Below are 14,242 nucleotides of genomic sequence, written 5' to 3'. Positions count from 1 at the left end.
CTGTATTAAATTAAGACTTAGTAAAATAATTAAGGATGTTGAATCAAACCATGAATAAAAGAGTAGTTATTACTGGTCTTGGACTAATTACCCCAGTTGGGCTTAACGTTAAGTCATCTTGGGATAATATAGTCCAAGGAGTAAGCGGTATAAAAACTATTACAGCATTTGACACTTCCAAACTTGCATGCAAAATTGCAGGACTATTAAACCATTCTGAAGAAAATGGCTTCAAACTTGAAAATTTTACGAAAGCTGAAGATGTAAATAGATTGAGTAAAATGGATAAATTTATCCATTATGGTGTTGCAGCTGCAACTGAAGCAATTGAAGATAGTGGATGGTTACCAGAAGATCAAAAATCACGTGATAGAACTGGTTTAATACTGGGTTCAGGAATCGGCGGTCTTAAAATGATTGAAGATACTTCAGTAAAGCTTCATCAAGAAAATAACGGTAAAGTTAGCCCGTTCTTTATTCCAGCTTCCTTAATTAATCTTTTATCAGGTCTTGTTTCAATAAAATACGGTTTTAGCGGTCCAAATCAAGCTGCAGTAACAGCTTGCTCTACAGGAGCACATGCTATAGGCGATGCTATGCGTATGATAAAGCATGGCTATACTGATTTTATGGTTGCAGGCGGAGCAGAAGCACCGGTAACTCCTGTTGGAGTTGCAGGCTTTGTAGCAGCAAGAGCCTTATGTACTAAATATAATGATGAACCTGAAAAAGCATCGAGACCTTGGGATAAGAATCGAGGTGGTTTTGTTATGGGAGAAGGAGCTGGCGTTGTAGTCTTAGAAGAATATGAACATGCTGTGCGTCGTGGTGCTAAAATTTATGGCGAAGTCGTAGGATACGGCTCTACTGGTGATGCGTATCATATGACAGCTCCGCATCCTGAGGGAAGAGGAGCTTATCGAGCAATGCATGAAGCACTGCAAGATGCTGGTATAGCCCCTGATGCGATTAACTATATTAACGCACACGGTACTTCTACTGATATAGGCGATGCAATCGAATTAAATGCAGTTCAGAGATTATTTTTAGAAACTAACCCTCAAGTTTTAATGTCTTCTACTAAATCTTCAATAGGGCATTTACTTGGTGCTGCTGGAAGTGTTGAATTTATCTTTGGTACGCTTGCAATTAGAGATCAGATTGCACCACCTACCCTAAATTTAGAAAATCCAATGGACGAAGTTAAGTTAGACTTAGTTGCACTTAAAGCTAAAGAAGCTAAAATAAACTATGTGCTTTCCAATTCTTTCGGATTTGGAGGCACTAACACTAGTTTAATAATCAAGAAGATTTGATTTTAAGTAGGTACTGTTATATGGCTCAAAAAATGCCCTATATATTATTCCCGCAAGGCATTGCCTGCGTGGATTAAAAAATGTCCTATATGTCATTCTTAGCTAAAAGCAGGAATCTAGTATAAAGCGAGATAACCTAAGCTTTTAACTTTAAAAACTTGCTGCTTTTATGTTTATTTTTCTGGATTCCTGCTTTTAGCTAAGAATGACATATGAGCATGCAATAACATTAACGAGAATCCAAAAAAACAACCTACGCTTATTATATTTATTTACTAGATGCCGTATAAGCCACGGCATGACATAGTCCTATGACTCCAATCTATTATATCAAAGACGGTAATTTAAGTTTTGCCGATAAAATAATCTTATCTGATTTAGAGCTTTATTTATATAAAGGCGATAAGATTTGTTTGATAGGTCGTAATGGCTGTGGTAAATCAAGCCTAATGAAAGTAATATCGGAAGATTATGAGTTAGATAACGGGGAACTATTTAAAGACCCTGCAATCACAACCGGATATTTAAAACAAGACATTGCGATCAAACTTAATTCTAATATCTATGATTTCATTTTAGATCAAAACAATAAAAATGAAATAGATATAATACTAGAAAAGCTACAAATCAACGGCACAGATAACCTATCTACCTACTCAGGCGGACAGCTTAGAAGAGCCAGCCTTGCTAAAGCCTTAATATTAGAACCAGAAATATTATTGCTTGATGAGCCGACTAACCATTTAGATATTGAAACAATTGAATGGCTGGAAGGATACGTTAAATCATATAATGGTGCGATTATTTGCGTTAGTCACGATAGAACTTTCCTATCAAATGTGACTAATAAAATTTGGTGGCTTGATCGTGGACATTTACGCAAATCCGATAAAGGATTCAAATATTTTGACGAATGGCAAAATATTATTATAGAGCAAGAAGAAGCAGCTCTTCGCAAATTAAATAAAAAATTAGCTCAAGAAAATGAATGGTTAAACGCAGGTGTCACAGCTAGACGTAAGCGTAACCAGAAAAGGCTTGCTCAGCTAAAAACCCTAAGGGAAATAGCAAGAGAACATGCGGCAAAGCTAGCTCGTTCAAAACAAAGAGTACAAGCAGAACTTGAAGAAAATATAGCCAAAAGTAAGTTTATTATCGAAGCTGATAATGTTAGTTTTAGCTATAAAAATACTAAAATTATCGATAATTTTAGCTTTCGGGTTAAAAAAGGCGAAAAGATCGGCATAATTGGAGCGAATGGCTCAGGAAAATCTACTTTTATCAAGCTACTAACCAAGCAACTTACTCCTGAAATCGGCAAAATTATATATGGTGGTAATTTAGATATTTCATATTTTGATCAACATCGAGAAAAACTAAACTATAATCACACTTTGCAACAAACTTTATGTCCTACTGGCGGGGATCAGGTATTTTTGCCTAATGATGAAACTATGCATGTTGCTGGCTATCTGAAGCAATTCATGTTCGACCCTAAGCTACTAAATGCTAAAACTGCTATTCTATCAGGAGGTGAGGCTAACAGGCTATTACTTGCAAAAATTTTAATTAATCCTGGTAATTTGCTTATCCTAGATGAACCAACTAATGATTTAGATATGGATAGTTTAGAGATTCTACTAGACATACTTGCAGATTATTCCGGCACTTTAATAGTAGTTAGTCATGATCGTGATTTCTTAGATAGATTAGTTACACGAACCTTAGTTTTTGCTCAAAGTAAAATTCACGATTTAACTGGCGGATATGAAGATTATAAACAATATTTTACTGCAAGCCCTATAACTAAAAAAATCTCAAAGCCTATAACTCCTATTTCTAGTCCTAAAGAACCACAAAATAAAAAGCTATCTTACAAATATCAACGTTTGCTTGAAACATTACCAAATGAAATTGAAAAATTAGAAGTTTCAATTAAAGCTTTAGAAAAGCAACTTGAGGATAGTAATCTATACCTTGCAAACCCGCAAAAATATAATCAAGTCAGCACTCAACTAGTTAATGATAAAAATAAGCTTGATGAGTTATTAAACCAGTGGCTCACAATACAAAGTTAATTTTTGTTAATCTCTTAGGGTTTAATTCCCCGAAGCTCTGCTTCGTGATATACTAGATGCATGGAAGAAAGCAGTTATATACATAAAAGTGATAATGTCACAGTACTAATATATCATTTAGTAACACCGGCAAAGTATAGAAGAGTAATATTCAATGAGGAACTAGACGATTATTTATGTAAAATTTGTGAGGACATAGAGGCTCGTTATGAAATTAGATTTTTGGAAATAGGAGTAGATAAAGATCATGTACATTTTTTACTACAGTCAATACCAATGTATAGCCCAACAAAAATAACTCAAATCATAAAAAGTATTACATCTAAGGAAATGTTTAAGAAATATCCAAATCTTAAAGAAAAATTATGGGGTCGTTGAAAGATAATTTTTGATAGTAAAATAAGAGGAAAGGAGGTAATAAATATTTTAAAAAAGAAATTCTGTTTAATATAGAGATAAATGTTATTCAATAGTGTAGTAATTTAATAGAGATTTGTTTACAGAGTTAGAATTTTTATTAATAAATTTCTTTAAGCCATTAAAGTTGTTAAAACCACTAATCGTTTTAAATTAAAACATATGGCATTCATAAATTCGGAGAATTGATTTTTGGCAATTCCTATATATCTAACCCGCTTATTATCTTTTGAAAATACCATCTCGAAAGGTGCTCTGATTTTCGTATAATATTTATCAAGGTCAAAATTCTTATCTTTCATATTATTTTTCTTTATTGCACAAAGATGGACTCCCTTTTTAGCTGCTGCATTCTTGGTAGAGATTGTACAATAACCTTTATCAACATATGTAGCACCAGAACTTGGCATAACATGCTTAAAACCTTTGCTATCGGTAACATTTGCAGGGGTAACTGCAACCTTATTGATCATGCCTGATTGAATATCAACACTCACATGTTTTTTATAACCATACCAAAATTTATTCCCTCCCTTACAGCCAATTTTGGCTTGTTTATCCTTTGCAACCTTAGGCAAAGTCTCATTATTCAATTTATCATATTTTTGTGCTCTTAGTTTATCACGTTCCTCCCAGAGATTAGCTTTTGAGATTAAATGAGAAGCATCTACAAAGGTAAATACTTCACCCATATAGCCTTGTACTCGTAGTTGATCGCGGAATTTTGTAAATATTTTTGATAGTAAATTAGTACCTATTTTTTTACGTATTTTACTAAATACACTATAATCAGGTGTCTTTTCTGTAAGAGCAAAATTACAAAACCATTTCGCCGCTGTGCTATCAGCTAAATAACGTTCTAATTCCCGATCAGATAAGTCTTCCATAAATTGTAGCAGCAAACATTTAAACAGCCTCTCTATACCATATCCTTTATAATTAGCTTCGCATTCTAATGCTAATAACTCAGCTTCAACTGCTTTGAATTTGAATAAACTTTTGAATTTACGATATTGATGATCCGCATTTACTAACTCATCTAAACTTACCATTAGCATTTGATACTCTGACATATAAACATATTTTTTATTTTTTTATTATACCTGCTACCCTCTCATCTCGCAACAGTCCCATTATGGGGAAGTGAGTTTTGGAGTAAAGGATATTTTATGAGCACAGTATGTAAACATGGTGATGAGCGGAAATTACGTAATTATGTAAAAAATCAAGGTTCAGGCAAACCTTCTTATAAAGCATTTCAACAAAAACAGATGAAGAACTCGGCCGCAAGCGACCGAGTTTCAAAACAGGTTAAACTGCTTTGTTTCTTTTTCAATTTTATCCATTGCGTTTATTTGATTTCGTACATATTCACGAATTACCTCATCATTAACGTTACCTACAGTTTCTACAAAAAAACTTTGCGTCCAAAGTTTACCACCCCAAAAATATTTACGCTTTATTTTTGGATAAAGCTTGAAAAAATTTCTTGCAGATATGCTTTTTATTATTTGCATAATATACGACGGAGAAACTTTTGGCTCAGATTTTACTACCATATGAATATGATCAGTAGGTATCTCTAACTCCACTATTTCTATATTATAATCGTAACCAATCTTCTTTATTATTAACCTTAAGCTTTCTCTATAAGGTTCAATAAACACTTTATGACGATATTTTGGTATCCACACAAAGTGATACATTATTCTAAAAACATGATGACTATTACGCCTCAATTCCATTCTACTAAATTATAATATGCCAACGCTTATATTATAACGCTATCCATCTAGGGAGCAAGCTCCCTAGATTTTCGCTATGCGGTTAAAACTTTTTGGATAGATACCTCGTAGCTCTGCTGCGAGGAGTATCATTAAATACTTGACTTAAATTTTACTATTTGTTAACGTTTTCCACAATGATAGCAATAGATATAAAAGGTTATTGTGAATAATAAAAAAAATATAAGCGAAAAACAAGTGGCTGATCCTCAAATTTCTAATGAGATTAAGTCTATTCTTTCTCAAGTAAGTGCTACTAACAATCCTGCGGAGTTAAGTAGATTAGCAAGTCAAATACAATCATTAAAATCCGATAATAGTTATCTTAATAAGATAATTGATGAAATTCAAAAAACTATCATAAAAAAACAAGAGACTTCTGAAATACAATCTAATTCTGAAATTTACGCAAAAGACTTAGAAAAGTTACAACAGCAATTACAACAAGAAGAAATACAACAATATAAAGCAAAAGTAACAGAGCAAATTAGAGATCTCAATACTAAACACGATAAATTTAAGGAAAATCTAAAAGAGTATAAACAATTATATACCCCAATAGAAGAAATGGTAAAAAAAGATTCTAAAGGGGAGATAACAATTGATGAAAAAGCTGTAGATAAAAATATAATAACTCATCAGGAAATTGAAGAGCGTAAACAAAAATTTGCAGCACTTAAAGAACAAGAGAAAAGAGTAAATGAAGTATTTGAAACAGCTAAGCAAGAAAAGGAAGAGCTAGAAAAAGAAATTAACAGCTTATCGCAAATAAATAAACAAAATTTAACCCCAGAGCAAATAAATAAACTAAAAACTAATCATGACAAGCTAGCAGCAAATAAGATCTTATTAGAAAAAGCTCAAGACATAAGGCAAAATATAAAAAATGATTTTGATAAATTAAAATCATCGCATGAAAAAGATCACATGCACATAAAACAATTTAAAGATGCTATAGAAAAAACGGAACATACTAGAAGTCCTGATAAACATGAACAATTAAAGCAAAAGCATATTTTACTTCACAATCAGCATGATGCAATAACAAATAATAAAGAGCTGGATGAAAATGATAAACAAATACGTCAAAATGTAAAAACTCAACACCAGTGCGATAAAATAAAAGATTCTTTAACTAATTCAGAACCTAAAAAAACTATATCGCAAAATGTACAACCACAAATTAATAATCAAAAAAAAATAGGTCGGGAAATATAATTCATTCGTCTATAAAATAATCAATCACAAAACTAAAAAAGGAGAAAATTATGTCTAAAGGAAAAAAAACTGCAGCTGAACTATTTGCAGAATTCCAAAAAACTTATAAACCTGAAGAAAACAAAGCTTTTGTACAACAAACACAGCAAGATTCCAAAAATCTAGAAAAAATGGTTAATTACTATACAACACCACCTCATCATGGAAATTTGCATCAAGAACAAGATAATAACGTTAAAAAATTAGGAGGTACTAAACATCGCTCTAAATGTTGTGAAATAATGTAATTATCTTTCTTCTTTATTTTCATATAACCTATCTAGAATTTACACAAATTCTAAATTCTATGCATTTTTTAAAAATGCATAGAACCTAAGTAACCCGTTATCTAATATTATTTAAAATTTGATAAAGTTATTTAAATATATTATAATGTAGACCTTTTAAGGTATTACAAAACATTATATATGAGTAAGAAGCTTTATATTAAAACTTACGGATGTCAGATGAATGTGTATGACTCCGTTAAGATGCAGGACTTGCTATATCCTTACGGTTATGAGCCTACAGAAAATATCGAGGAAGCAGATGTCATTATTTTAAATACTTGCCATATTAGAGAAAAAGCCGCAGAAAAAACCTACTCGGAACTTGGTCGCATTAAAAAATTACAAGATGTGCGAAAAAAGCAAGGTCTAAATTCAGCAATAATAGTAGTAGCTGGTTGTGTTGCACAAGCCGAAGGAGAAGAAATTTTCACCAGAACTCCTTACGTCGATATCGTAGTTGGTCCTCAATCTTATTATAATTTACCTGAATTAATTTCTAAAGTTGTTAGGCACGAAAAACATTTAATCGATCTTGATTTTGTTGAAGAAGCAAAATTTGACCAATTACCTGAACAGTTATATCCACAAGGAGTAAGTGCCTTTATATCAGTACAAGAGGGGTGTGATAAGTTTTGTACTTTTTGCGTAGTACCTTATACTAGAGGTGCTGAATTTTCAAGAAACGTAGAACAAATTTATAGAGAAGCCTTAAAGGTAGTTAGTAGCGGTGCTAAAGAAATCATGCTGCTTGGACAGAATGTTAATGCTTATCACGGCAAAACATCAGACGATAAAGTATTTACTCTTGCTGATTTAATAAGGCATTTAGCAAAAATTCCAAATTTAGAGAGATTACGTTACACCACTTCACATCCGATAGATATGACAGATGATTTAATAAGCTTACATGGCTTAGAGCCTAAATTAATGCCATTCTTACATCTTCCAGTACAATCAGGTTCAAATAAAATACTCAAGGCAATGAACCGCAAACATGATCGGGATTATTACTTTGACATAATCGATCGCTTAAGAAAAGCTAGACCTGATATAGTTTTGTCTTCTGATTTTATTGTTGGATTTCCTGGCGAAACCGATGAAGATTTTGCAGATACTTTAGATTTAGTCCGCAAAGTAAGATACGGTCAGTGTTATTCTTTTAAATATAGTCCTCGTCCTGGTACACCTGGTGCAACAAGAAGTGATCAAGTGCCTGAGCATATTAAATCAGAAAGATTAACTATTTTGCAAAAAGAACTCTCAAACCAGCAACCAGTTTTTAATGAAAGTTGTGTAGGTTCTACAATGAAAGTTTTATTTGATCGTGATGGTAAATTTGATGATCAAATTATAGGCAAAACACCTTATATGCAATCCGTATATATCACAAACCCTAATAAAGATTTACTTGGCAAAACAATTAATGTAAAAATTACTAAAGCAGCACTTAATAGTTTAACAGGCATTTTAATATAAAAAATATCATCTATACATGTACAAATCTCTATTTTTTTGTTTAAAAATTTTTGCTCTACTTTTTTTGATAGGTTGCGGGATTATAGCTTATATAATATATTACTATTCTCGTGATTTGCCTGATTATAGACAGCTAGCAAGATATTATCCTCCCTCGGTAACACGTATTTATTCTCGTGATGGGAAATTAATGGAGGAATATGCTTTTGAGCGACGTGTATTTGTTCCAATTAACAGTATTCCTACCTCATTAAAAGAAAGCTTTATTGCTGCAGAGGATAAAAACTTCTATAACCACCAAGGGGTTGATTTATTTGGAATAGTTAGGGCAGCATTTCTCAACATATCAAATTTTCTTCATCATAGGCGTATGGAGGGGGCTTCCACAATTACTCAGCAGGTAGTAAAGAATTTTCTACTTACCAATGAGGTGTCATTTCAGCGTAAGATTAAAGAAGCGATTTTATCTTATATGATCTCAAGAGTATTTACTAAAGATCAGATTTTAGAATTATATCTTAATCAAACATTTTTTGGACGTGGTGCGTATGGGGTTGCTACTGCCGCACAAAATTATTTTAACAAATCAGTAGAGGAGCTAACTATTGCGGAGTCAGCTTTTATTGCAGCATTACCTAAAGCTCCTTCTGAGCTTAATCCTGAGAGAAACTATTCTAGAGTTAAAGCTCGTCGTGATTATGTAATCATGCGGATGCTAGAAGATGGTTATATCACAAGCGATGCAGCAAAAGAGGCAGTAGATAGTCCAATTACGCTACGAAAGCGAGACCAAGATGAAACTGTTACGGCTGATTATTATGCTGAGCAAGTTAGGGATGAAGTAATTAAAATGCTAGGTAGTAAAGATGAATTTTATACTAGCGGTCTTACTATTATTACTTCTTTAGATGCTAAAATGCAAAAATTTGCTGAAGAGTCACTACGAAAAGGTCTTAGAGATTTTGATAGAAAACGTGGTTTCACAAAAGCTATAGCTACTATTTCGCTTAATAACTGGCAAGAAGAATTAAAAAAATTACCAACTACACCATCGCTTCTAGAATATAAAATTGCTGTAGTTTTGGAAGTTACTGATACTCAGGCTGAGATCGGTTTTGCAAGCGGAGCTAAATCTAAAATCCCTATTTCTGAAATGAAATGGGCAAAAAGTGAGCTTAAATCAGCTAAAAAGCTACTAACAAAGGGTGATGTAATAGTTGTAGAACCTGTAAAAGATTATTATGCATTACGGCAAATTCCAGAAGTAAACGGTGCTATTATGGTCATGAATCCAAATACTGGACAGGTACTTGCAAGCGTCGGCGGATATGATTTCTTTGCTAGTAAATTTGACAGGGTAACACAGGCACTTCGTCAACCAGGTTCTTTAAGTAAAACTTTTGTTTATCTAGCAGCTCTTGAAAATGGAGTTAAACCAAATCAGATTTTTAACGATGGTCCTATTGAGATTTCGCAAGGTCCTGGCATGCCAAGCTGGCGTCCTAAAAATTATGAGGGTAAGTTTCTAGGACCAATTACTATGCGTACAGGACTTGAAAAATCTCGTAATCTTGTAACAGTTAGAGTAGCAACTGCGGTGGGACTCACCAAAATTGTTGATATAATTAAGCGATTTGGAATTAATGATAATCCACAAAAAGTCTATTCTATGGTACTTGGTTCTATTGAAACAACACTTGAGAGAATAACTAATGCTTACGGCATAATAGCTAATGGTGGTAAAAGGATCAAACCACATTTCGTGGAATTAATTAAAGATCGTAACGGCAAAGTTATTTATCGCAGAGATGATAGAGAATGCACAACTTGCAACGTTTCAGATAGTAATTTAGATAACGCAATATTAGAAATTCCTCCAGAAAATATTTATATGGTCACGGATGCAGCAAGTGACTATCAAATTACTTCACTTTTAACAGGTGTAGTAGATAGGGGAACTGCTTACTCTGCAAAGAAATTAGGGAAAATTATCGGCGGAAAAACTGGTACTAGTAACGATAATAAAGATACATGGTTTATAGGCTTCACGCCCAAAATAGTTGTAGGGAGTTATGTTGGATATGATACGCCAAGAACTCTAGGAAGAAGAGCAACAGGATCAAGCGTAGTATTGCCTATTTTTATTGATTTTATGAGTAACGCTTATAAAGATGAGCCTTCCCTACCTTTTAAAGTACCTGATTCAATAAAATTACAAGCTGTAGATAGAGCAACTGGTCAAATCACGCCTGGTGGTTCTGTTATGGAAGCATTTAAGATCAATAACATCCTGATAATTGAAGATGACAGCGAAATCATAGACAACAATTATAATGATGACGTTTTTGATTATGTACCTAGCAAAAAGGATCAATCTCAGGAAATATACTAACCAAAAATATATAACAAAAAGCAATAAGGTTTAGACATTAAATTTACGAGCGAGATTGCGGAGCGTATAAAAATACGTGAGCACAATCGAGACTCGTAAAATTTCATGTATCAACCTTATTGATTGAAGCTATATAGCTTAATGCGATAAGGTAGTGACTTTTTTAAGAGCATAACGCGAGTTTCGTATTCAAAAAGTCGCTGTATAGCTGATAAACAGTGGGTTACGGGGATATTGATAATACTGTTTTTGTTATAAAGTGAGTACAAAATACAAATTGCTAATTAAAATATGGTATTTATAGTATAAGAAAAAAGTTTATAGGTTATTGAAAAAACTTTAAGAGCAATAACCTATGATAATGGATTTTACAGAAATATTTTGTTACGTCGATGATTTTTTTCAAGAATTAGACAAGCATACAAATTCAATTACTAACCATAACAACAAATCTGGTCCTAAAAGTCGACTTAACAGAAGTGAGGTAATAACAATTATAATAGGCTACTGGCAGTCATCTTATGATTGTTTTAAGAATTATTATCTGAAGCAAATATGGATTTATCATCAAAGAGATTTTCAATTAGTAAGCTATAGTCAATTTATAAAAATAATAGGTCCACATTTACCACTATTAGTACTGATATTCAATTCTATTTTGGATCAGTGTGATGGCCTTTCTTTTGTAGATTCAAGTAGTATAGAGGTATGTAAGAGATACCGTATTTCAATGAATAAAGTGTTCGCCGGCATAGCAGCACGCAGTAAGACAACAAAAGGTTGGTTCTATGGACTTAAACTACATCTAATAATTAATAGAGCCGGTGGTATAGTTAAAGCATCTTTTAGCCCTGGCAATAAGGATGATAGAAAACAGCTGGAACTGATGATCAAAAATCTTTTTGGTAAAGTATTCGGAGATCGTGGTTATATTTCACAACAATTATTTCAACAACTTTTAGAGCAAGGAATTTTTATGGTAACTAGGGTAAAGAAAAATATGAAAAATAAACTTATGTCTATGTTGGATAAAATATTATTGCTTAAAAGAGCATTAATAGAATCTGTGTTTAGTAAAATTAAACTATTGGGGAAGTTTGAGCATTCAAGGCATAGATCAGTTACAAATGCCTTTGTGCATATGGTTGCAGCACTGATAAATTATCAAATGTCTGATAATAAACCTTCTATTACATCTCTCTTGATATGCTAAATCCTATGCTATATTAATTCGAAACTCGCGTGAGCATAGTAAACTGCATCAAAAAAGTGCTCAAAATTAGAAACAGTTTTTCTTATTTCGTTCTTGATTTTAAACTAGTAATGCTCAATAGGATTTAAATCTTACTATTACCCACAATTATAAAATGCTGCTAGAGTATTCACTGATCATTTTAAATAAGAAGGATAGGCGATATGCAAGATATAGTAACATACGGGATAAATATATCAAGCACTGGTTGGTTAGAGAATGAGCTCAGGCATGTTGACTTTAAAGATAAAAGACTTATAAATCGGCTTATTAAAACCAGTAACTTACTTGATAGCAAAGCATCCGGCACAATAAATCAAAGTTGCAGATCCTGGAAAGATGCGAAGGGAGCTTACAGACTATTTAGCAATGATAAGTTTGATATAGATGAAGTCTATTCTTCGCATCATGTGGAAACACAAAATAGAATCCAAGGCAAAAATTTAGTGTTTGCAATTCAGGATACAACTTACCTGGATTATGACACTCATATTAAGACAAAAGGGCTAGGCAGTATCTCCAAAGCTTATACAAAGCACAAACAGGGTCTTATTATGCATAGTACTATTATAGTGACGCCAGGAGGTCTGCCTTTAGGCCTTACCTCTCAGCAATGTTGGGCACGTATCGCAAGGGAAGAGGATCAGAAGGAAAAAGCAAGGCGTAAGTATATCACTCACATCAAAGATAAAGAAAGCTATAAATGGATTAACGCGTTTGAGGAAACAATTGCCAATATTCCTGAAAATACTAGAGTTATTACGGTTGGAGATAGAGAAGCAGATATCTTTGATTTGTTATGGAAAATTGAAGAATCAGCTGCAGAATTTGTAATTCGCAACAGACAGGATAGGAAATTTATTTGCCCGGAAAATGGTAAAACAAAAATACAAACGAAAATAAGTAAGCTACAGTCCAAGAAAGAGATTAGACTGAAAATCCCAGGCAATGGACTTCATAAAGCAAGAAAAGCAAATGTTGAAATTAAATACACATATGGGCACATACCAATTAGGTCTGTATCTTTATATGGCCCTGAAAATACTGATCACAAAATCAGTGACAAATTAGCTGTTTATGTTGTAAGCGCTAAAGAAATTAATGCCCCTGTTGGAGTAGAGGCAATCGATTGGACTATACTGACCAACATCCCCGTGAGTAGCTTTGAAGATGCTGTTGAGCGTATAACTTGGTATAAGCTAAGATGGAAAATAGAAGAATATTTTAGAGTTCTGAAATCAGGATGCAAGATAGAAGCCTCTCGCTTATCTGCCGAAACAAAGCTACAAAAATTAATTGCCATAAAAAGCCTCATTGCTTTTAAAATTTTATATTTATCAAAAATAGCCTCAACTTGTCCTGAAGAGAGCTGCGATAGCATACTTACCACCCAAGAATGGAAAACGCTTTATATGCGCGTGCACAGAACAAATAATACTCCTGGCAAGCCTCCAAATATAAAAGAAGCTATTATTTTGCTTGGTAAATTAGGAGGCTTTATGGCAAGAAAGAGTGATGGGTTGCCCGGAGCAATGTCTTTATGGCGGGGATATGAAATCCTTCAAGAGAGCGTAATGATGCTATCAATTGTTAGTGGTAAAATTTGTGGGTAATAGTAAGGATTTAAATCAGGAGAGTAAGTTGGTAAAAATAAAATACTGCAACCAAAAGATTCAATTAACGTTTTCACTTTTGTACTTTTATGAAAATTAATATTATCCATTACTACTATCTGACCAGGCTTTAACTCTTTGATCAATATCTCTTGTACATAAGTTTCAAAAATGTCCTTATTACATGTCCCATCAAATATTATTGGGGCAATAATATCTTTGGCAGACACCCCAGCAATCATACTAATCAGTGATTTATGTTGATAGACCCTTTCACCATAACATCTTTGACCGATAATGCTCCACCCGTGTTCTCTACAGCTATTATCTTCCTATCCCAGATTCATCGATAAATACTAAATCTTGT

At 33.2% G+C, this 14,242-nt stretch carries 11 protein-coding genes and 1 pseudogene; 9 read left to right on the top strand and 3 right to left on the bottom strand.

What is annotated here, in order from left to right; genetic code table 11:
* The first annotated feature begins 35 nt into the window (after window positions 1–35).
* From fabF to tnpA (ACOAL3_RS09385), 3 genes and pseudogenes are all read left to right on the top strand, one after another.
* Window positions 36–1,316 (top strand): beta-ketoacyl-ACP synthase II, encoded by a 1,281-nt coding sequence (gene fabF / locus ACOAL3_RS09395; protein WP_419234910.1) that lies wholly within the window; start codon window positions 36–38, stop codon window positions 1,314–1,316.
* Window positions 1,317–1,627: 311 nt separating this feature from the next.
* Window positions 1,628–3,394: an ABC-F family ATP-binding cassette domain-containing protein gene (locus ACOAL3_RS09390; RefSeq protein WP_419234909.1), complete on the top strand. Its 1,767-nt coding sequence runs from the start codon at window positions 1,628–1,630 to the stop codon at window positions 3,392–3,394.
* 60 nt (window positions 3,395–3,454) lie between these two features.
* Window positions 3,455–3,766, top strand: a pseudogene (tnpA, locus tag ACOAL3_RS09385) (IS200/IS605 family transposase); the annotation flags it as partial.
* Window positions 3,767–3,924: 158 nt separating this feature from the next.
* On the opposite strand, the gene ACOAL3_RS09380 reads toward tnpA (ACOAL3_RS09385), so the two are convergent.
* Both ACOAL3_RS09380 and tnpA (ACOAL3_RS09375) read right to left on the bottom strand, forming a co-directional pair.
* Entirely contained in the window at window positions 3,925–4,884 is a 960-nt protein-coding gene (locus tag ACOAL3_RS09380) for a transposase (protein WP_419234543.1), read from the bottom strand.
* Window positions 4,885–5,112: 228 nt separating this feature from the next.
* Window positions 5,113–5,517, bottom strand: coding sequence for an IS200/IS605 family transposase (gene tnpA / locus ACOAL3_RS09375; RefSeq protein WP_419234538.1), 405 nt, complete (start codon window positions 5,515–5,517; stop codon window positions 5,113–5,115).
* A gap of 243 nt (window positions 5,518–5,760) precedes the next feature.
* Between tnpA (ACOAL3_RS09375) and ACOAL3_RS09370 the strand changes: the two genes are divergently transcribed.
* The 6 genes from ACOAL3_RS09370 (at window position 5,761) to ACOAL3_RS09345 (ending at window position 13,875) form a co-directional block, all read left to right on the top strand.
* Window positions 5,761–6,813: an AAA family ATPase gene (locus ACOAL3_RS09370; protein ID WP_419234908.1), complete on the top strand. Its 1,053-nt coding sequence runs from the start codon at window positions 5,761–5,763 to the stop codon at window positions 6,811–6,813.
* 50 nt (window positions 6,814–6,863) lie between these two features.
* Window positions 6,864–7,100: a hypothetical protein gene (locus tag ACOAL3_RS09365; protein ID WP_395477034.1), complete on the top strand. Its 237-nt coding sequence runs from the start codon at window positions 6,864–6,866 to the stop codon at window positions 7,098–7,100.
* 180 nt (window positions 7,101–7,280) lie between these two features.
* The gene (miaB, locus tag ACOAL3_RS09360; protein WP_419234907.1) at window positions 7,281–8,618 is read left to right on the top strand and encodes a tRNA (N6-isopentenyl adenosine(37)-C2)-methylthiotransferase MiaB; all 1,338 of its coding nucleotides are present in this window, start codon (window positions 7,281–7,283) and stop codon (window positions 8,616–8,618) included.
* 16 nt (window positions 8,619–8,634) lie between these two features.
* Window positions 8,635–11,010, top strand: a complete 2,376-nt coding sequence (locus tag ACOAL3_RS09355) for a penicillin-binding protein 1A (protein WP_419234906.1) — start codon at window positions 8,635–8,637, stop codon at window positions 11,008–11,010.
* A gap of 355 nt (window positions 11,011–11,365) precedes the next feature.
* Window positions 11,366–12,223, top strand: coding sequence for an IS982 family transposase (locus tag ACOAL3_RS09350; RefSeq protein ID WP_419234519.1), 858 nt, complete (start codon window positions 11,366–11,368; stop codon window positions 12,221–12,223).
* Window positions 12,224–12,426: 203 nt separating this feature from the next.
* Window positions 12,427–13,875: an IS4 family transposase gene (locus ACOAL3_RS09345; protein WP_419234585.1), complete on the top strand. Its 1,449-nt coding sequence runs from the start codon at window positions 12,427–12,429 to the stop codon at window positions 13,873–13,875.
* Here the strand turns inward: ACOAL3_RS09345 and ACOAL3_RS09340 are convergent.
* Window positions 13,824–14,171: a transposase gene (locus ACOAL3_RS09340; RefSeq protein WP_419235640.1), complete on the bottom strand. Its 348-nt coding sequence runs from the start codon at window positions 14,169–14,171 to the stop codon at window positions 13,824–13,826. The two genes, ACOAL3_RS09345 and ACOAL3_RS09340, sit on opposite strands and share 52 nt — an antisense overlap.
* Between the last annotated feature and the right edge of the window lie 71 nt (window positions 14,172–14,242).

This window comes from Rickettsia endosymbiont of Nabis limbatus (genome assembly GCF_965196655.1).
Lineage (GTDB): Bacteria > Pseudomonadota > Alphaproteobacteria > Rickettsiales > Rickettsiaceae > Rickettsia.
This window is presented reverse-complemented; position numbering and strand designations above follow the sequence as displayed.

Bases quoted from the DNA above. Each gene is read 5' to 3' on its own strand.
- ACOAL3_RS09380 (WP_419234543.1), bottom strand. From the start codon at position 4,884: ATGTCAGAGTATCAAATGCTAATGGTAAGTTTAGATGAGTTAGTAAAT.
- tnpA (WP_419234538.1), bottom strand. From the start codon at position 5,517: ATGTATCACTTTGTGTGGATACCAAAATATCGTCATAAAGTGTTTATT.
- fabF (WP_419234910.1), top strand. From the start codon at position 36: ATGTTGAATCAAACCATGAATAAAAGAGTAGTTATTACTGGTCTTGGA.
- ACOAL3_RS09350 (WP_419234519.1), top strand. From the start codon at position 11,366: ATGATAATGGATTTTACAGAAATATTTTGTTACGTCGATGATTTTTTT.
- ACOAL3_RS09345 (WP_419234585.1), top strand. From the start codon at position 12,427: ATGCAAGATATAGTAACATACGGGATAAATATATCAAGCACTGGTTGG.
- ACOAL3_RS09390 (WP_419234909.1), top strand. From the start codon at position 1,628: ATGACTCCAATCTATTATATCAAAGACGGTAATTTAAGTTTTGCCGAT.
- miaB (WP_419234907.1), top strand. From the start codon at position 7,281: ATGAGTAAGAAGCTTTATATTAAAACTTACGGATGTCAGATGAATGTG.
- ACOAL3_RS09365 (WP_395477034.1), top strand. From the start codon at position 6,864: ATGTCTAAAGGAAAAAAAACTGCAGCTGAACTATTTGCAGAATTCCAA.
- ACOAL3_RS09355 (WP_419234906.1), top strand. From the start codon at position 8,635: ATGTACAAATCTCTATTTTTTTGTTTAAAAATTTTTGCTCTACTTTTT.